Source organism: Nonomuraea sp. NPDC048892 (assembly GCF_040649735.1).
GTDB classification, from domain to species: Bacteria; Actinomycetota; Actinomycetes; order Streptosporangiales; family Streptosporangiaceae; genus Nonomuraea; species Nonomuraea maheshkhaliensis.
Window position 1 is genome coordinate 737,674 of sequence record NZ_JBEZFZ010000005.1, and the last position, 17,115, is coordinate 754,788.

A 17,115-nucleotide genomic window follows, 5' to 3' on the forward strand; every position below is an offset into this window, starting at 1 on the left:
AGACGCGCCGTGGTGGCGGGCCGGCCCGCGCCGGCCGGCCGCCACCACGGCGCGGGCCTAGTGCGAGAACGCGTACGAGCCGCGCCCGCTCCTGCTCAGCCGGGAGGCCACCGCGTCGGCGATCTCCCCGGCCCTGACGGCGGTGTTCGACAGCAACGTCGAGGTCAGGCCGTGGGTGTGCTCGGCGGCTCCCTGCACGTAGATGCCGCAGCGCACGTTCTCGGAGGTGACGATCCGGTAGTCGCGCTCGATGCGCAGCCCGCCGGAGGGCAGCCGTTCGCAGTGCTCGCCGGTGGCGCCCAGCAGGGTCAGCGGGTCGCCGGGCCGGTAGCCGGTGGCGTAGACGATCACGTCGGCCTCCAGCACCGTCCGCTCACCCGTGGGCAGGAACTCGACGGTGGCGTGCACGCCCTCCGCGTCCTGGGCCACGTCCACGAGCCGGGAGGCGTTGAGGATGCGCAGCCGTTCCTTCCCGCGCACCTTCTCCTGGTAGTGGCGGCGATACAGCTCGTCGATGAGGTCGAGGTCGACCACGGAGTAGTTGGTGGAGGTGTGGTAGGCGAGCAGCCGCTCCTTGACCGCCTCGGGGGCGCCGAAGAAGTGGTCCACAGCGGCGGGGTCGAAGATGCGGTTGGCGAAGGAGCTGTCGTCGGCCGGGGTGTAACCGTACTTGGCGAACACCGCGCACACCTCGGCCTCGGGAAAGCGCCCGTGCAGGTGCTCGGTCACCTCCGCGGCGCTCTGACCGGCCCCGACCACCAGCACCCTGCGCGGGTCGGTGAGCGAGGGGAGCTTGTCCAGCAGCTCCTCGCTGTGCCAGATCCGCTCGTCGCTGACGATCCCGTCGGGCAGCACCGGGGTCAGGCCGACGGCGAGGACCAGGTTGCGGGTACGCCGGGTGCTGAGCTCGCCGTCGGCCTGGCGGACCACGACGTCGAGGCACTCCACCGCCCCTTGATCGCCCCCGGTGACGGGCGTGACCGCGACCACCTCCGAGCCGTACTCGACCTGGTCGGCGAAGGGCGTCGCGGCCCACTCCAGGTAGTCGTGGAACTCCAGGCGCGACGGGAACATCGTCTTGTGGTTGATGAAGTCGATCATCCGGTCGCGTGCCTTGAGGTAGCTCAGAAAGCTGAACTCGCTGGTGGGGTCGCGCATGGTGACCAGGTCCTTGAGGAACGAGACCTGCATCGTGGTGCCTTCGAGAAGCATGCCGCGGTGCCAGCCGAAGGAAAGTTGCTTCTCCAGGAACACCGCGTCGATCTGCTCGCCGGTACGCGCCCCGCGTTCGCGCAAGGCGATGGCCAGGGCGAGGTTGGAAGGGCCGAAACCGATACCGACAAGGTCGTGCACGGGCTGCTCGGCAGTGGGCATGGAAGGCCTTTCTAGAGGGGGTCCTAGATCGGAGTCCGCGCTGGAATCCTTCTATAACTTAGGTTAGGCTTCCCTAATTGGCGAGCCCACCCCTACCCCGAAGACGCCGAGCGAGGAGAGCTGATGCGGGTCGTGATGTTCGGCTACCAGACGTGGGGGCACCGCACCCTGCAAGCCCTGCTGGAGTCCGCGCACGACGTGGCGCTGGTGGTCACCCACCCACAGAGCGACCACGCGTACGAGAAGATCTGGAGCGACTCGGTGGCCGACCTGGCCACGGCACACGGAGTCCCGGTCGTGCTGGCCAACCGCCCCGACGACGACCTGCTGCTCACCCTCAAGGAAGTCCAGCCTGACCTCATCGTCGCCAACAACTGGCGCACGTGGATACCGCCGGAGTTCATCACCCTGCCCCGGCACGGCATCCTCAACGTGCACGACTCGCTGCTGCCCGCCTACGCCGGCTTCTCGCCGCTCATCTGGGCGCTCATCAACGGCGAGAAAGAGGTCGGCGTCACCGCCCACATGATGAACGACGAGCTCGACGCCGGGGACATCGTGGTGCAGCGCGCCGTCCCCGTCGGCCCGGCCGACACCACCACCGACCTGTTCCACCGTACGGTCGACCTCATCGCGCCCATCGTGGCCGAGTCGCTGGACCTCATCGCCTCCGGGCGTACGGACTGGACGCCCCAGGACCGCTCGAAGGCCAGCTTCTTCCACAAGCGCTCGATCGAGGACAGCAACATCGACTGGACCTGGCCGGCCGAGGACATCGAACGCCTGGTCCGGGCCCAGTCCGACCCGTACCCCAACGCGTTCACCCACTACAAGGGCGAGCGCGTCCGCATCCTGAAGGCGTCCGTCACCCAGGGGATCTACGGCGGCACGCCGGGCCGGGTGTTCATCCGCGAGGGCGACGGCGTCGTCATCGTGGCCGGCGCCGAGGCCCGCAAGGGCCGCAGCCACGGCCTGGTCATCGAACGCGTCCGCACCGAGGACGGCACCGACCTGCCGGCCGGCGACCTGTTCAGGACCATGGGCGGCTACCTGACCGCCCGCCCGTAACCGATCACCGGCCCCGTGGCGCGGCGCGGGGAAGACGCGCGGCGCCCCGGGCTCATCGGGGCGCGCTCCGGGCTCAGCGGGTGGCGTGGTCGGCGAGGTGGAGGGCTCGCACGGCGCCGTCGGCGGCTCTGAGCGCACTGCCGATGGAGATCTCGCCGCGCATGCCGGGTGCCGCGACCATGTCGCCCGCCAGGAACACGCCGTCGCCCCGGTCGACGGCCGGGCGGTCGCGCCAGGTGAGGCCGGGCAGGTCGAGCGCGCCGCTGCGGTGCCTGGCCGCGGCCGAGCGCTGCCAGGTCACCCGCTCGCGCCAGCCGGGCACCGTCAGGTCGGCCAGCGCCTCCACCCGCCGGATCGCCTCGGCCCTGCCCTCGTCCTTCCTGATCGGCATGTCGAGCTGGAACAGCGTCTCCCCGGCCGGCGCGGCGGTGGGGTCCTGCATCGAGTAGCTCTCGTGGAAGCCGCCGGCGTCCAGGTCCCAGACCACGAACCGGTCGCCGCGCGCCGAGCGCACGGCCAGGTCGAACAGCACGCAGTCGCCGCTCTCCCAGCGCAGGCCCGGGTCGCCGAGCAGCAGCCGGGCCGAGGACAGCTCGGTGGCCACGATCACCGGCCCGTCCGGCAGCTCGTTCACCCGCGCGCCCAGCTCGACGGCGACGCCGAGCTCGCGGGCCCTGGCGGCGAGCCGGTCGATCACCGCCTGCCAGCCGCCGACCACCCAGCGGACCGCCGGCACGCGCAACGCGAAGACCCGGCGCAGCAGGTTCCACACGAACGCCGCCGACAGCCGTCCCGTGTCGGCGTCGAGGGTGACCACGCTGATCGCGTTGGCCGCCGCCCCGGCGGTGCGCTCGCCGAACCGGGCGGAGGCCCAGGTGTGGAAGTCCACGTCCACCGGCGCCGTCGCGGGACCCGTCGCCATCATCCGGACGAATCCGGCCGGCGGCAGCGCCCGCAGCCGTCCGTCGCGGACGAACCCCATCCGGAAGTCCCGCGGCGCGGGCCTGCCCAGCGCTCCGACCAGCCCGCGCTCCCGCAACCACGCCCAGTTCGGGTCGTCCGCGTAGAAGACGTGGCCGCCCCCGTGAGCCAGGTACGGCCCGCCGATCGCCCGCCCCCGCCCGCCGAGCCTGTTGTGCGCCTCGTACAACGTCACCTTCGCGCCCGCCTCCGCGCAGGCGACGGCCGCCACCAGCCCGGCCAGCCCGCCGCCGATTATTACGACCCGCTTCGCCACGTCGCTCTCCTTCCTCGTCGCCTCGTACGACATACGAGGGAAGAAGAGGCCGCGAATGTGACATGACCCCGGTCTCGGTGGGGCCGGCCGGTCGTCAGCGGCGGCGGAAGAGGACGATCGACTCGGAGTCGCCGTTCACGATCGAGGTGGCCAGCCACAGCTGCGACGTGCCCGGGATGCGCTCGATCACCGCCCTGGTCACCTCACCGGGCGACGGCGAGCGCTCACGCGTCCACGTCCGGCCGTCCCAGTGCAGCAGGACGACGTGCTTCGGGGTGGTCTCGGTACGCAGGCTCGCGATCCACACGTCGTCAGGGCCGAAGGCCGTCACGCTGGTGGCGTTGCCCCGCCAGTCCGGCGGCAGCGCGGCCCGCTTCCATGACGAGCCGTCCCAGCGCATGACGAGGGGGTTCTCCCCGGTCGCTCCCACCGCCCACACGTCGGACGGGCTGTTCTGCCAGACGGCGCCCAGCGTGCCGCTCTCCGGCGCGTCGGGCAGCTCGGCCTGCCGGTAGCCGCCGGCCGAGCCGTGCCAGATCATCGGCCGGTCCATGCGGGTTCCGGCGATCCAGATGTGGCCCTCGCCCGCGCTCACCGCGCGCAGCTCGGCCTCCGGTGAGCGGACGCCGAGCTTCTTGCTCCAGCGGGTCCCGTCGCCCTCCATCACCTGCAAGGACGAGATGAGCACCACGCGAGCGCCGTCCACCGCGACGTCCCGCGTGCTCATCGGGGAGCGATGGCGTCGCCACGAGCCGCCGTCCCAGTGCAGGGCGACGGGCTTGTCGAACGAGCCGCCGCCCACCGCCCAGACGTTGCCCGGCCCGTCGGCGTCCACCGCGGCGAGGCTGCCGGTGTAACCCGCGGGCAACTCCTGCCAGCCTGAGCCGTTCCAGTGGCGCAGGGTCATCTCCACGCTGTCCTCCCAGCCGTGGTAGCCGGCGGCCCAGGCCAGGTCGGGAGAGGCGGCGCTCACGTCGTACAGGCCGCGCTCCCAGCCGGAGTCGTCGGGCAGGCCGGGGACACGCTCCCACCGCTCCGACACCGGGACGTCCTCGTCGACCGGCGCCTCTGTCTCCGTCTCCGTCTGTGGCAGGGAGGGCTCGAGCAGCGGCTCGGACGCGGGCGGCGACCCGGATGCGTCCGCCGAGGTCTGCGGCGGCGCAGCCCTGCGCGACCAGACACGCAGCGACGATCAGCAACCGTGCTCTCATCGGCGCCTCCGCAGCAGATCACGACGGATAACGAGGGATCCTACCGTCGAACCTCCTCAAATCGGCGTGATCGAGCAAGGGCGCTGTCAGCACCAGGTCAGCGTGGAGTTGACCCTGGTCACGTTGCTGATCGTGTTGTTGTTGCCGGTGCACGGACTCCACCTGATGCCGGTGTTGGAGACCGTCAGGTTCTGGAACCTGATCCCCGACGACGGGGCGAACTCCGTACGGGCCGCGATGCGGACCTCGCCACCGCCGCTGATCGTGCCCGACGAGCCGGCGATGACGACGTTGTGGCAGTTCTCCACCAGGACCGCGTTGTTGCCGGTGTTGGCGAGGTCGACCCGGTCGATGGTGGCGCCGCCGCTCTCGGAGACGCAGAAGATCCCCCGGCCGCCGCCGCGCGCCTTGACCGTGCCGACGCGGATGTTGTTCGGGTACGAGCTGCCGATCCGGCCGTTGCGGTTGGCCATGCGGAAGGCCGCGTACCCGGTGCCCGCGCCGGCGTTGTCGGCGTCCACGGTGCCGACGGTCGCGTTGATCGTCTGATTGAGCAGCAGGCCGGACTCGCCGACGTTGCGTGCCGTCACGGTGCCGACGGTGAGACCGTCCACGCCGTAGGTCTCCATCGCGTGCGAACTGGCTCCCTGCACGTACACGCTGTCCACCCGTACGTTGCGGCTCCACTGGCTGGTGTCGCCGCGGTTGTCGACGCGCACGCCGAGGCCCGCGCCGAGCCGCAGGTCGATCTGGCCGAGCCAGACGTTCGTGACGTTGCGCAGGAAGACGCCGTAGACGGGGGTGCCGGTGACGTTCAGGTACGGGACCTCGATGTTCGTGGTGCCGCGCGAGTAGATCGGCGCGTAGTCGCCGGAGCCCGAGCCGGTCACGTTGACGGTGCCGCAGACCGACAGGGAGGTGTGACTGGGCAGCGAGATGCGGCTGCCGGCGCTCATCGTGCCGTTGCCGCGCACCACGACCCGCTGGATCGAGGTGCGCCCGGCCGTGAGGCTCCCGATACCGGCCTGGACCGCCGCGCGGAAGTCGGTGCCGGTGTAGACGCTCGCGCCGGCGCTGTTCCGCGCCGTCCAGGTGCTGCCGCTGACCGTGACCTGTGACTGGAAGGAGCCGTCTCCGCAGGCGGCGGCCGACGCGGGAGCCGCGCCGAACACCACTCCGGCCGCGGCGGCCATCAGCCCGGTGATCGCCGCGACCACCCGGGACGGGGTCCTCCGGCCGGGCAACGTTCCAAGATCTGTTAGCGCTAACATCAGGTATCGCCCCTTCGTCGTGGGATGGCGGTGATCGCCCCACAGCAAAGAGCACGCCCCGGTACCTGTCAACGCCGGTGTCAGCGTTCCTGTTGTCGCGCAGGATCACGTACGACGACGTGAAAGAGGTCAGGCCGGCGAAACCGCCCGAACCGCGCGGACCGCGTCCGGTGAAAGTTTCAGGTCCTTGTCAGATCGGCGACCGGCGGCGCGGTGGTCGTTCCCGAGCGCCAGAGCAGATACCCCGTCAGCGCGGCGAGCAGCCCCGCCAGGCCCGCCACCGCGAAGCCGCCCGCCGGCGCGGACACGTCGATCGCCATCCCCGCCACGGGCGCCCCGAGCGCGAACCCCGCGCTCGCCGCCGACGAATGCAGCCCGGTCGCCTCGCCGCGCACACTGGCGGGCGTCAGCCGGCTCACCGCGTCGGTGATCGCGGACAGGGTCGGCGCGCTCAGCAGCCCGAGCCCGACGACGGCCGCGCACAGCCACGGCCAGCCGGAGGCGAGCCCGGCGGGTATCGTCACCAGCCCGAGCAGCCCGAGCAGCAGCCAGGTGGGCAGCGGCCGGGACAGCGCGCCGTAGACCAGCCCGCCCACGACGGACGCCACCCCGCACACGGCGACGACCACGGCCGCCCACGGTGCCCGGCCGGCTTCCCGCAGCGTGGCGACGATGGCCAGATCGACGCCGTTGAGCAGCATCGCGACGCCGAACCCCATGGTCAGGACGGCGATCATGCGTGCCCCCAGCCACTCCCTGCGCCGGGGCCGGCCCGGTGCCGTTCCGGTGGTCTCGCCCTCGCCCCGCAGCGGCGGGTCGAGCAGCGCGATCCCGGCCCCGCCGGCCACGATCGCGGCGCCCACTCCCCACGCCACCACGCCGGGGGACACCGTCGTCGCGAACAGGATCACCACCGCGGGCCCCACCATGTACGACAGCTCGCCCACCACCGACTCCAGCGAGAACGCGGCCCGCCGCTGCTCCACCGTCGTCATCGCGGCGATGGCCTGCCTGGTGACCGCCTGGACCGGCACCATCAGCAGCCCGGCGGCGAAGGAGGCGGCCACCAGGGCCGCGTAGGGAAGCACGGGCACCACCGACCAGAACACGAGCTGCGGCACGAGCGTGATCAGCAGCACGATGCGCAGGCCGCGCCGGTCGATCATCCGCCCCAGCAGCGGCCCGCCCAGCGCGACCCCGGCGGTGAGCGCCGCCATCACGGCTCCCGCCGCCGCGTAACTCAGGTCGAGCGTGACGACGACGATCATCGTCAGCGCCATCGCGTCCGCGGTGATGGCGGTACGGGCGAGCAGGGAGATGCCCAGCAGCGGCGTCAGCCCCGGCACCGCGAGCACCTGTCGAAATCCGGTCACCGGTTCGACGGTAGTCATCCGACCAGGCCATAGGAAGACGTCATCTCGTAGGGTCAGGCATAATGATTGCTTATGGCTCGTGATCTTGAGGCCGCCCTGCTGCGGTCGTTCGTCGCCACCGTCCAGGCCGGCAGCATCAGCCGGGCCGCGGCGGCGCTCGGCCGCACCCAGCCCGCGCTCAGCCAGCAGTTGCGCAAGCTCGAACGCACCGTCGGCAGCCCGCTGCTGCTCCGGGCGCCGTCCGGCGTCACGCTGACCCGGGTGGGCGAGGAGCTGCTGCCGTACGCCGAACGCATCCTCGCGCTGTCGGCGCAGGCGCTGGCCGAGACCGGGCGGGCGCTCACCGGGCACTGCGGTCTGGGGCTGCACGAGGACCTGGCCGCCTCCCGCCTGCACCAGGTCCTCGCCGACCTCGCCCGGCTGCACCCCGGCGCGACGCTGGAGGTGCTCACGCTCACCGGCGCGGCGACGCGGGAGGCGTACGACTCGGGCCGCGTGCAGCTCGTCCTCGACGAGGTCCCCGAGCTGCCCAGGGCGCCGAAGTGGACGGTGCGGCTGCCGCTGGTGTGGGCGGTCGGGCAGGGGGTCGCCGTCGATGCCGATCCGCTGCCGGTGGTGCTGTTCGCGAACCCGTGTGCCTGGCGGACGGCGGTGCTGGACGCGATGGAGGGCTCGGGGCGCCCGTGGCGGGTGGCGTTCGAGAGCAACAGCCTCGCCGGGGTGCTCGCCGCCCTGCGGGCCGGGCTCGGCGTCGGGGCTCTCCTGCCCGCCAACCTCGAACCGTCCATGGCCTGCCACGACGCCTCGGCGCTGCCGCCCCTGCCGGACGTCGAACTCGGCCTCGCCCGCCACCCGGGCACCGCGGGCGATCCGCTCGTCGACGCCGTGGAGACCGCCCTGCGCCGGATGCTCTGAACCGGTCTTGTGCGCCCGGACGCGGCTCGGCCGGTCCGGGCGCACACTTCGTTCCTAGGCGCAGTTCCAGCGGATGCCCTGGAACTGCCGGCCGTACCGCTGCCACCACAACGTCCGCGTGACGTACGCGGTCAGGATCTGGCAGTCGGAGTCAGGTCCGCGCCGCTTGACCTGGAAGGAGATCGAGTAGTTGCACTTGTTGGAGACCCGTACGTGGTGCTTGAACTTGCTGGTCCAGTGCGTGACCTGGCCGCACCCGCCCTGCGCCGTGGCGGCGGCGGCAGGAGCGGGGACCACGGCCGCCGGGACGGCCAGCGAGATCGCGCCGGCGACGGCGGCCGCGCCCAGTTTGGCGGTGAGATTCATGTGCATTCCTCCCCGTTGGTGTGATGAGAGGAACGTACGGCGGCGCGGATTGAGGTTCTGTTGAGCCTCGGTTGAGCGGCCCGCGTCACCGGGCCTGATGGTCGAACAGGCGGTTGCTTGCCCAGCCGTCGGGCGGCAGCTTGCCCACGCCGTACCTGTTGACGCCCTCGATGGCCGCCTTCGCGACCAGGCCGCCCACGGAGTGCGTGACCACGTCGACGGCCACGTCCTTGCTGGATCACAGGGCGTAGACCATCGGCCACCTCGGTGCGTCATGGTAGCCCTATGAGCCCAGACACCCACCCGAACGCCGTACTCACCCGGCGCCTGTACGAGCTGGCCGGCGCCGGCGACCTCCCCGGGTATCTCGCCCTGCTCGCCGACGACGTCGTCTTTCACATCGGCGGCGACTGCGTCGTGACGGGCGAGCACCGCGGCAAGGACGCCATCGTCAGGCTCGGCGAACTCGTGAACGAGGAGACGGCCGGCACCTTCCGCACCGGCCTGCTCTCCGTCCAGGCCAACGACTCCCACGCGGTCACGCTGCACCGTTGGACGGCGGAGCGCAGGGGCGAGCGCGTCGAGATGGACAACTTCATCGTCTACCGCTTCGAACGCGGGCTGGTCGCGGAACGCTGGGAGTACGTGTCCGACCAGCACGCCCACGACACCTTCTGGCGCCGCTGACACCGCCGGCGGTCAGGCAGCGGGGCTCTCGGCAGCGTGCTACGGCCAGGCTTTCCCCATGCGTGCGGCGGTCCCTCGCGTTCAGTCGTCGTCGGAGAAGACCAGTTCGTCGCGCGTCGCCACGAGTTCGGCGGGGGGTGGCTTGACGTCGATCGGGTCGTGCCAGCCGGAGTACCGCTCATCGGAAATCACCAGATGGCGGTCTTCGACGTTCCAAATGCTGTCGGGCTCGTCATAACGCGTCTGGCACCTGCGTACGAGCTGATCCGAGCCGAGCCACAGCTGCCACTTCACCGGCAACTTGCGATAGCTCGCGTGCTGACCGGTGGGCTTGTTCACGTTGTCCACCCACACGCTCGGATCCAGCTTGTACAGCTCGCCGATCGTGGTGCTGCCCTCGTAGAGGGTGGTGCGGGTGCCGTCGTAGACGCCGTCGGGGCGCTTGGCCGTGGTGGTGGCCAGCACGTGCCGCAGGACCGCGGGATCGCTCAGCCTGATCTTCCCGCACGATATGAACAGGTCGTTCTTCTTCGTCGTCGACACGATCCAGGACTTGCCCGCCGGCAGGTAGTCAGGGCGTCCGGGCTCCCAGACGTAGACGCGGTCGGAGAAGGCGATTCTCCGGGAGTCGCCCAGTGAGGACGAGAAGCGGAGGTCGCTGGCCACGATCTCTCCGCCACCGAATTCGAACACGGTCTTGGCCCGGCTGGTAACGCGATCCTTCTTCGGCCCCGAGACGGAGCGAAAGACCGTACTCTCCCGCACCCCGCCATGACCGTTGAGTTTCCGCTTCAGCGCCGCGACCGGATCGGGACGGGGGGCGGCTTCGGCGGGCACGCCGATGATCGAGAGCGAGATCGAGGCCGTCAGCACAAGAGCCGGCCCAAGCGTCCATCGACCCATGCCCATGCACTCCCCGCTCGATTCCGTGCCGTCGGTAACAGACGGCCGGAAGTGATCTTCGCAGAGGAAGATCTCGACGACTTATCAAAGCCGTGTTCGATCGCGACGCCGTCGGTCGGACACTCCGCGCCGCTTCCTCACCGGGCGCGGGCCAGGACGTCGTGGATGAGGCCGATCACCTCGTCGGGGGTGAACTCCATGGCGTTCTCGTCGACGCCGTGGAGACGGCCCTGCGCCGGATGCTCTGAGGCCCCGGCGCAGGGCGTTCGCTACTGGGCCTGCTGGTCGTAGAGGCCGTCCTTCATGCGCAGCAGCGGCGCGGGGTAGGAGCCCTCGCCCTCGTCGCTGGACTGTCCTCCGTACGACGCCTGCCAGTCGCCGGTCGAGGTGTTGCGGATGGAGGTGTGGCTCAGCGTGCCGCCTTCGGCGTTCGAGCCGTAGAGGGCCCAGTGGTGGGCGGTGCGCTTGTTGGTCGCCGAGTCGGAGCTGACCGTGTCGTCGTGGCTTGAGGCGAGGAACGTGTAGTCCGTACCCATCTGGGAGAGCGGCTGCTTGCCCAGCCAGCTGATGAACCCGCTGCCGGGCCGCATGTCGCTGCACTGCTCGTGGGTGATGGCGCAGGCGGTCACCACCGCGCTGCCGATGCCCTGATGCGGCGTGGCGAACGTGACCATGTCCTCGATGTAGAGGAACGGCGGCCAGTCCCTCGGCCAGTCGGTCGCGCCGATGTCGTCCGGATCGACGCTCACCCCGCTCAGGTCGGGCGCCGGCTTGCCCACGCCGTACCTGTTGACGCCTTCGATGGCCGCCTTCGCGACCAGGCCGCCCATGGAGTGCGTGACCACGTCGATGGCCACGTCCTTGCTGGAGTACAGGTAGTAGACGGTCCACGCGAACTGGCGGCCGACCTCCTGGATGCGCGTGTCCGTGGTGCCCCGGAGCCTGAGGTCGCAGTTGGTGGCCTTGTTGTAGTAGCCGAAGGTGACGACGTCGCCCCAGCCGCCCGCGTTCAGCACCTGCTCGGCGCTGTTCCAGGCGCCGGAGCAGCTGATGTCGGCCTCTCGATCGAAGCCGTGGACCATGACCGTGACCCGGTGCCCGTCGGCGCGCGCTGGCGCGGCCGACGCGGCCGGTGCGGTGGCGATCAGGGTGGCCGCGACCACGGCCCCGACCAGGGACAGGGCGAATCCGGACTTGGCTAATCTGTACATCCGCGGTCTCCGTTCCGTTGAGCCGGAGGCAGAGTAACCCGCGGACGATCATCGCGCGCCTCAGTTGAACAGCGCTTACCCGCGCCCGGGCCGCGTGCGCAGGTGCGCCCGGCCCGGAGAGAGCCCGCAGCACTTGAACGGCCCCGCCAGACGAGCGACCCGAGACCAAGGATCGCCTGCTGGCGCGGCCGGCGGTCACGCGTTCAGTACCGGCCCTTCGGCGGCGCGGGCCAGCACGTCGTGGACGAGGCTCACCACCTCGTCGGGGGTGAACTCCATGGCGTTCTCGCCGACGCTGACCTCGAACGCGCACCGGCCGGGCTCGGACGCCGACCGTACCCGGCCCCAGAGCTGGATGCCGTGCTCGGCGAGGAGTTCCTGACCGGCCCGTTCGACGGCGGCGCGGCCGGCGGGCAGGTGGATGTGGAACAGCGGGGTCTGCGGCGGGTCGGGGTGGGCGCGGGCGGCGCCGTCCTTGTTGATCGCGGCCGCGATGGCGATGGCGTGCTCGCGGTAAGCGGGCATCTTCTCGGCCAGGGTGTCGAGGTGGACCAGCGCGGCCAGGGCGAGCGGCCAGGCGTCGCGGATGCCGCCGCCGAGCCGCTGCCGCCACACCCGCGCCGCCTCCACGGTGGCCTCGTCGGAGGCGAGCACGGCGCCGCGCACACCCTGCAGACTCTTGTAGAGGGAGACGTAGACGGTGTCGAACAGGGCGGCGATCTCGTCGAACGGCCGCCGGTAGTAGGTCTGGGCCTCCCACAGCCGGGCGCCGTCCAGGTGCGCGGCGGCGCCGGTGGCGCGCACGAGCGCGACCTGCTCGCCCAGCTCGCCCCAGGTGGGCAGCAGGCCGCCGAGGTCGCGCTGCGGCAGCTCCCACACGGCCGCGGCGAGCGGCTCGCCGACGGCCGCCAGGTCCGCGGCCGTCATCAGCTCGTGCAGGTCGCCCGTGCGGCGGAACGTCAGCCCGTGGACGGCGTTGTAGCCCTGCTCCTCCCACACGTCCAGGTGCGACTGCGGATGGGCGGCGAACGTACGGCGGCCGCGCCGGTCGGCGTGCACCCGCAACGCGGTCTGCTGGGCCATCGTGCCGCTGGGGAAGAACAGCGCGCGCTCCTTGCCGAGCAGCTCGGCCAGCCGTTGCTCCAGCACCGCGACGGGCCCCTGCGGCCCGTCGGCCGGGGTGTCGTCGTCCACCAGGGCCAGCATCTGCTCCAGCATTCTGCGCGGCCCCCGGCGGATGGGCGCGTGCAGGAACAGCGATCGCCGCACCGGCGGGCTGGTATCGGGCATGAACGTCTCCTTCATCGATAGGGTCATCCGAAAAATCGGCAAAGTAGCGCCTCGATCCGGCCACCGACGATCCGCCGACGGTCATCGTCATGCCTGGGGCCCTCGTCCGCGAGCCCGGCTCCGGGTCACCCGTGCTCGGCGTGCCGGCCGTGGTCGGTGACCTGGGCGACGAACCAGGCGTGCAGCGCCTCGCGGAGGGCCGGGTCGGAGGTGGTGTAGGTGATCTCGGCCCCGGCGGGAGCCTGCGCGTAGCGGATGTCGATCCGGTCGTGGCCCGCCTCAAGCTCCCGCAGACCGGGCATCTCGCCGCCGTGGATGGAGGCGGGATCGCCGTAGTCGCCCGCGCTGAACCCCGCCGCCTCGGCGGTCAGGTGCTCGCGGATCAGAGTCACCTGCTCGGCGTCGGCCGGGTCGTCGGAGCTGACGGTCTGCACGCCGCCGGTGGCGGTCTTGGTGAAGCGGTGGGTGGTGCGCTCCAGGTCGAACGGCATCACCGTCCGGCCCTTGGCCGCGATCTCGGCCTGCCGGGCGGCCACCGCTCGCTGCTCGTTCGTGCTGATGAGCACGTACGCCGTCGCGGCGACGGCGACGAGGGCGAGGGCGGCGAGGAGCGCCTGGACCCGTCGATTCTCACGTTTCATCGATGGCCTTCGTCAGGATGTTCAGGGCGCGCAGCACGTCGGCGCGTTCGCCCTCGGGGACATGGTCCAGAACGGCGGAGAACCGCTTCGCCCTGGCCTCGGCCAGGCGGGCCGCGGCGTTCGTGCCGTGCTGAGTGAGCCGGACCAGCACGCCGCGTCCGTCGTCCGGCGCGGGGGTGCGCTCGGCCCAGCCGCGGTTGATGAGCTGCGTGACCAGGCGGCTGGTGGTGCTCTTCTCCAGTCGCAGCCGGTGCGCCAATTCGCTCTGGCGCAACGCGCCGTCCCTGGCCAGCTCGCCCAGGGCGTGCGCCTCCGAGGTCGGGATGGGCTGCCCGCACGGGGTCTGGTCCGGCTGGTGGAGCCCGAAGGCCCGGACGAACCGGGACACGGCCTCCTGGAGCTCACGATCACCCGACATGGTTCGACCATACAACCATCTGGTTGCATCACACAACCAGATGGCCGCTTGCCGGCGAAGAGCCAGCGCAAGAGGTAGAACGTTCGGTCTTGACGAATGGGTCAGGCGTGCCCAATGATGGGACCGAACGTTCTACCTCATTGGTGAGGTCTGAGACCTGACCGCACCTGTCGTCAGGAACGTCGCAGCCGCTTCGCCCGAAGCACCTATGACCTGAAAGGCCACATCATGCGCAACCGCGTTCTCCGTCGTGTCGCCCTCGCCGTCGGCGCCCTCGCCCTGATCGGCGCCACCGCGCCGAGCGTGGCGCTGGCGGACGGCAGCGGATCGGCGTCCGCCGCCGCTGCCCAGAAGCCGACCATCGTGCTCGTCCACGGAGCCTGGGCGGACTCCTCAAGCTGGTCGTCGGTGATGGAACGCCTGCGCGAGGACGGCTATCCGGTGCGCGCCATCGCCAACCCGCTGCAGGGGCTCACCAGCGACACGGCCTACGTCAACAGCTACCTGGCCACGGTCGACGGCCCCGTGGTGCTGGTCGGCCACTCCTACGGCGGCGCCGTGATCACCAACTCCGGCGTCTCCGACCCCGACGTCAAGGCCCTGGTCTACATCGCCGGTTTCATCCCCGCGAAGGGTGAGACGGTGGGCGAGCTGGCCGGCAAGTCCTCGACGCCCATCCCGCTGGTCTCGGTCGCCGTCCCGGACGGCACGGAGGTGTCCATCGACCCGGACCACTTCCGTGACGCCTTCGCCGGCGACGTCGACAGGACCACCGCCGCCAACATGGCGGCCACCCAGCGGCCCGCCAACACCAAGGCGGTCTCCGACGCCAGCGTGGAGGAGGCGTACCGCACCGTTCCCTCCTGGAGCCTGATCACCCGCCAGGACCACGCGATCGCCCCCGACCTTCAGCGCTTCATGTCCAAGCGGGCGGGCGCGCACATCGAGGAGGTCGGCGCCTCCCACGCGGTGATGGTCAGCCGTCCTGACGCCGTCACCCGGGTGATCGAGGACGCGGCCCGCAGCGTCCGGTGAAAGCGTTCCGCACCCGATGTTTCGAGATAGGGGTCCCATGTCCACCACGCCACATCCACGGCTCGGCCCGCTGACCGGCACCCTGCGCCAGGCCATCCGCAGGGGCCGCGTGGCCACCACCGGGCCTGACTACGACGCCGGCCGGGCCGTCTGGAACGGCGCCGTGACCGCCCGCCCCGGTGTCGTCGTCCGGTGCGCCGACCCGGCCGAGGCCAGGGCCGCCGTGCTGGCCGCGAGGGAGGCCGGAGTGCCTCTCTCCGTGCGCGGCGGCGGCCACGACTGGGGCGGAAGGTCGCTGAGCGACGGCGGCCTGACCATCGACCTGTCCGGTCTGCGCCAGGTGACGGTGGACGCCGAGGCGAAGGTCGCCGAGGTGTCCGGCGGGGCCACGGCCGCCGACGTCGTCCGCGCCGCCCAGCCCTTCGGCCTGACCGCCGCGACCGGCTCCGCCGGCTCCGTGGGCATGGCGGGCCTGACGCTCGGCGGCGGCTACGGGCCGCTCAGCGGACGCTTCGGGCTCGCTCTGGACAACCTGCTCTCCGCCGACGTGGTGCTCGCCGACGGCTCGGTCGTCACCACCGACCGCGAACGGGAGCCGGAGCTGTTCTGGGCGCTGCGCGGCGGTGGCGGGAACTTCGGTGTCGTCACCTCGATGCGGATACGCCTGCACGCCGTGCCGACGCTGCTGTCCGGCATGGTGCTGTTCCCGTGGGGCCAGGCCGGGACCGTGCTGGCCGGGCTGCCGGACGTGCTGGCCGGGAGCACCGACGAGCTGACCGTGCAGTTCGGCGTCCTGGCGGGCCCCGACGGCCGGCCCATGGTGTTCCTCTCGCCGACCTGGAGCGGCGACGACGCGGCGGCGGGCGAACGCGCGCTGGCCCGGCTCGACGCCCTCGGCACGCCCCTCGTCTCCCAGATCGCCCCGGCCACCATGCCCGAGCTGCTCGCGGGCATCGACGCGCAGTTCCCCTTCGGCCGGCACGTCGAGATCCGTCCTCGCTGGGTGCCGTCACTGACCTCCGGGGTACGGGACGCGCTGAGCCTCGCGGGCACCACCCTGACCTCGCCCTACTCGGCCGTGTCCGTGCACAGCCTGCACGGGGCGGCGGCCCGCGTACCGGTGACGGAGACGGCGTTCGGCAACCGCGACCCGCACCTCATGATCGAGATCATCGCCCTCTGGGAGCCCGGCGACACCCGTGCGGCGGGGCACCGCGCGTGGGCCGCCGAGCTGACCGGCGCCCTCGACCCCGACGCGCTGCCTGGCGGTTACCCCAACCTGCTCGGGGAAGACGAGGTCGCACGGATCGCGCACGCCTACGGCCCGAACACCGAGCGGCTGCTGGCGGCCAAACGCCGTTTCGACCCGGACCACGTCTTCCGCGCGATCCCGCTGCCGGACCCGTCGTGAATCTTCCCTCATATCCAAAATATCCAAATATAGGTAGGCAAATGAACCTGCGTACAAGGATGACGCGCTTCGCGATGATCGTCGGCATGTTCGGAGCGGCGACAGGGCTGGCCGCCCCGCCGGTCGCGGCCGCGGTGGCCCCGGCGAGCGCCGGCAGCTCGGTCGAGGCGACCGTCTCACGTGGCAGGCTCGGCCCCCTGACGGACCTGGTCATCGAACGCATCCGCGTGGGTGACGACGTGGCGGCCTCCAAGTTCGGCACCGACTCGCCCATCGAGGACCCCGTACGCGAGCAGCGGGTCCTGGAGCAGGTCAGGAAGCAGGCCGTCGCGGCGGAGCTGGACCCGGACGCGGCGGTGGCGTTCTTCCGTGACCAGATCACCGCCAGCAAGGTCGTGCAGAAGGGACTGTTCGCCCGCTGGACCGCGCATCCGCAGGAGGCGCCCACGACCCGCCCCGACCTCGGCCAGATCCGCGAGCGGCTCGACCGGCTGACCACGGACCTGCTCGCCGAGCTGAAGAACACCGAGCGGGTGCGGGACAGGCCGGTTGCGTGTTCGGTGCAGCTGGCGCTGGCCACCGCGTCGGGGGCGTCACGGGAACGGTTGGACCGGCTGCACCGCCAGGCGCTCAAGGCGGCGACCCCGTCCGTGTGCCGTACCGGTGCGGGCGGGCCGGCCGCTCGCCGCTGACGGCCTTCTCGG

General features: G+C 71.4%; 19 protein-coding genes. 7 read left to right on the plus strand and 12 right to left on the minus strand.

What is annotated here, in order from left to right; genetic code table 11:
- Positions 1 to 57: 57 nt before the first annotated feature.
- Entirely contained in the window at positions 58 to 1,374 is a 1,317-nt protein-coding gene (locus tag AB0C28_RS20670; protein WP_357846777.1) for a lysine N(6)-hydroxylase/L-ornithine N(5)-oxygenase family protein, read from the minus strand.
- A 123-nt stretch (positions 1,375 to 1,497) separates the two neighbouring features.
- Here AB0C28_RS20670 and AB0C28_RS20675 point away from each other — a divergent pair, with 123 nt between their 5' ends.
- Entirely contained in the window at positions 1,498 to 2,442 is a 945-nt protein-coding gene (locus tag AB0C28_RS20675; RefSeq protein ID WP_358076386.1) for a methionyl-tRNA formyltransferase, read from the plus strand.
- 73 nt (positions 2,443 to 2,515) lie between these two features.
- On the opposite strand, the gene AB0C28_RS20680 is transcribed toward AB0C28_RS20675, so the two are convergent.
- From AB0C28_RS20680 to AB0C28_RS20695, 4 genes are all read right to left on the minus strand, one after another.
- Positions 2,516 to 3,679 carry an FAD-dependent oxidoreductase gene (locus AB0C28_RS20680; protein ID WP_358076389.1) on the minus strand — a complete coding sequence of 388 codons (1,164 nt, stop codon included), beginning with the start codon at positions 3,677 to 3,679 and terminating at the stop codon, positions 2,516 to 2,518.
- A 94-nt stretch (positions 3,680 to 3,773) separates the two neighbouring features.
- Entirely contained in the window at positions 3,774 to 4,721 is a 948-nt protein-coding gene (locus tag AB0C28_RS20685; RefSeq protein ID WP_358076392.1) for a hypothetical protein, read from the minus strand.
- 255 nt (positions 4,722 to 4,976) lie between these two features.
- Positions 4,977 to 6,134 (minus strand): hypothetical protein, encoded by a 1,158-nt coding sequence (locus AB0C28_RS20690; protein WP_358076395.1) that lies wholly within the window; start codon positions 6,132 to 6,134, stop codon positions 4,977 to 4,979.
- A gap of 206 nt (positions 6,135 to 6,340) precedes the next feature.
- Positions 6,341 to 7,534 carry an MFS transporter gene (locus tag AB0C28_RS20695; RefSeq protein ID WP_358076398.1) on the minus strand — a complete coding sequence of 398 codons (1,194 nt, stop codon included), beginning with the start codon at positions 7,532 to 7,534 and terminating at the stop codon, positions 6,341 to 6,343.
- Positions 7,535 to 7,606: 72 nt separating this feature from the next.
- Between AB0C28_RS20695 and AB0C28_RS20700 the strand changes: the two genes are divergently transcribed.
- A complete protein-coding gene (locus AB0C28_RS20700) occupies positions 7,607 to 8,449 on the plus strand; it encodes a LysR family transcriptional regulator (RefSeq protein ID WP_357846765.1) in 843 nt (280 codons plus the stop codon).
- Between the two features lie 54 nt (positions 8,450 to 8,503).
- On the opposite strand, the gene AB0C28_RS20705 is transcribed toward AB0C28_RS20700, so the two are convergent.
- A complete protein-coding gene (locus AB0C28_RS20705) occupies positions 8,504 to 8,815 on the minus strand; it encodes a hypothetical protein (protein ID WP_358076401.1) in 312 nt (103 codons plus the stop codon).
- A gap of 85 nt (positions 8,816 to 8,900) precedes the next feature.
- The gene (locus tag AB0C28_RS20710; RefSeq protein ID WP_358076404.1) at positions 8,901 to 9,041 is read right to left on the minus strand and encodes a hypothetical protein; all 141 of its coding nucleotides are present in this window, start codon (positions 9,039 to 9,041) and stop codon (positions 8,901 to 8,903) included.
- 59 nt (positions 9,042 to 9,100) lie between these two features.
- Between AB0C28_RS20710 and AB0C28_RS20715 the strand changes: the two genes are divergently transcribed.
- Positions 9,101 to 9,502, plus strand: coding sequence for a nuclear transport factor 2 family protein (locus AB0C28_RS20715; RefSeq protein ID WP_358076407.1), 402 nt, complete (start codon positions 9,101 to 9,103; stop codon positions 9,500 to 9,502).
- 81 nt (positions 9,503 to 9,583) lie between these two features.
- On the opposite strand, the gene AB0C28_RS20720 is transcribed toward AB0C28_RS20715, so the two are convergent.
- Positions 9,584 to 10,405 (minus strand): hypothetical protein, encoded by an 822-nt coding sequence (locus tag AB0C28_RS20720; RefSeq protein WP_358076409.1) that lies wholly within the window; start codon positions 10,403 to 10,405, stop codon positions 9,584 to 9,586.
- A gap of 92 nt (positions 10,406 to 10,497) precedes the next feature.
- Between AB0C28_RS20720 and AB0C28_RS20725 the strand changes: the two genes are divergently transcribed.
- Positions 10,498 to 10,653 (plus strand): hypothetical protein, encoded by a 156-nt coding sequence (locus AB0C28_RS20725; RefSeq protein WP_357846754.1) that lies wholly within the window; start codon positions 10,498 to 10,500, stop codon positions 10,651 to 10,653.
- Between the two features lie 21 nt (positions 10,654 to 10,674).
- Here the strand turns inward: AB0C28_RS20725 and AB0C28_RS20730 are convergent, their stop codons facing one another.
- From AB0C28_RS20730 to AB0C28_RS20745, 4 genes are all read right to left on the minus strand, one after another.
- Positions 10,675 to 11,616, minus strand: a complete 942-nt coding sequence (locus AB0C28_RS20730; protein ID WP_357846752.1) for a hypothetical protein — start codon at positions 11,614 to 11,616, stop codon at positions 10,675 to 10,677.
- A gap of 195 nt (positions 11,617 to 11,811) precedes the next feature.
- Positions 11,812 to 12,906, minus strand: coding sequence for a beta-eliminating lyase-related protein (locus tag AB0C28_RS20735; RefSeq protein WP_358076413.1), 1,095 nt, complete (start codon positions 12,904 to 12,906; stop codon positions 11,812 to 11,814).
- A 125-nt stretch (positions 12,907 to 13,031) separates the two neighbouring features.
- The gene (locus AB0C28_RS20740; RefSeq protein WP_358076416.1) at positions 13,032 to 13,547 is read right to left on the minus strand and encodes a hypothetical protein; all 516 of its coding nucleotides are present in this window, start codon (positions 13,545 to 13,547) and stop codon (positions 13,032 to 13,034) included.
- Positions 13,537 to 13,965 carry a MarR family winged helix-turn-helix transcriptional regulator gene (locus AB0C28_RS20745; RefSeq protein WP_357846746.1) on the minus strand — a complete coding sequence of 143 codons (429 nt, stop codon included), beginning with the start codon at positions 13,963 to 13,965 and terminating at the stop codon, positions 13,537 to 13,539. Before AB0C28_RS20745 ends, AB0C28_RS20740 begins: the two co-directional genes overlap by 11 nt.
- A gap of 228 nt (positions 13,966 to 14,193) precedes the next feature.
- On the opposite strand from AB0C28_RS20745, the gene AB0C28_RS20750 reads away from it, so the two are divergent.
- From AB0C28_RS20750 to AB0C28_RS20760, 3 genes are read left to right on the plus strand one after another with little or no spacing between them, the layout of a single operon-like run.
- Positions 14,194 to 15,000, plus strand: a complete 807-nt coding sequence (locus AB0C28_RS20750) for an alpha/beta hydrolase (RefSeq protein ID WP_358076419.1) — start codon at positions 14,194 to 14,196, stop codon at positions 14,998 to 15,000.
- Between the two features lie 37 nt (positions 15,001 to 15,037).
- Entirely contained in the window at positions 15,038 to 16,411 is a 1,374-nt protein-coding gene (locus tag AB0C28_RS20755; RefSeq protein ID WP_358076422.1) for an FAD-binding oxidoreductase, read from the plus strand.
- A gap of 41 nt (positions 16,412 to 16,452) precedes the next feature.
- Positions 16,453 to 17,103: a chorismate mutase gene (locus AB0C28_RS20760; protein ID WP_358076425.1), complete on the plus strand. Its 651-nt coding sequence runs from the start codon at positions 16,453 to 16,455 to the stop codon at positions 17,101 to 17,103.
- The last annotated feature ends 12 nt before the right edge of the window (positions 17,104 to 17,115 follow it).

Bases quoted from the DNA above. Each gene is read 5' to 3' on its own strand.
- AB0C28_RS20670 (WP_357846777.1), bottom strand. From the start codon at position 1,374: ATGCCCACTGCCGAGCAGCCCGTGCACGACCTTGTCGGTATCGGTTTC.
- AB0C28_RS20675 (WP_358076386.1), top strand. From the start codon at position 1,498: ATGCGGGTCGTGATGTTCGGCTACCAGACGTGGGGGCACCGCACCCTG.
- AB0C28_RS20700 (WP_357846765.1), top strand. From the start codon at position 7,607: ATGGCTCGTGATCTTGAGGCCGCCCTGCTGCGGTCGTTCGTCGCCACC.
- AB0C28_RS20705 (WP_358076401.1), bottom strand. From the start codon at position 8,815: ATGAATCTCACCGCCAAACTGGGCGCGGCCGCCGTCGCCGGCGCGATC.
- AB0C28_RS20715 (WP_358076407.1), top strand. From the start codon at position 9,101: ATGAGCCCAGACACCCACCCGAACGCCGTACTCACCCGGCGCCTGTAC.
- AB0C28_RS20720 (WP_358076409.1), bottom strand. From the start codon at position 10,405: ATGGGTCGATGGACGCTTGGGCCGGCTCTTGTGCTGACGGCCTCGATC.
- AB0C28_RS20730 (WP_357846752.1), bottom strand. From the start codon at position 11,616: ATGTACAGATTAGCCAAGTCCGGATTCGCCCTGTCCCTGGTCGGGGCC.
- AB0C28_RS20735 (WP_358076413.1), bottom strand. From the start codon at position 12,906: ATGCCCGATACCAGCCCGCCGGTGCGGCGATCGCTGTTCCTGCACGCG.
- AB0C28_RS20740 (WP_358076416.1), bottom strand. From the start codon at position 13,547: ATGAAACGTGAGAATCGACGGGTCCAGGCGCTCCTCGCCGCCCTCGCC.
- AB0C28_RS20745 (WP_357846746.1), bottom strand. From the start codon at position 13,965: ATGTCGGGTGATCGTGAGCTCCAGGAGGCCGTGTCCCGGTTCGTCCGG.
- AB0C28_RS20750 (WP_358076419.1), top strand. From the start codon at position 14,194: ATGCGCAACCGCGTTCTCCGTCGTGTCGCCCTCGCCGTCGGCGCCCTC.
- AB0C28_RS20755 (WP_358076422.1), top strand. From the start codon at position 15,038: ATGTCCACCACGCCACATCCACGGCTCGGCCCGCTGACCGGCACCCTG.
- AB0C28_RS20760 (WP_358076425.1), top strand. From the start codon at position 16,453: ATGAACCTGCGTACAAGGATGACGCGCTTCGCGATGATCGTCGGCATG.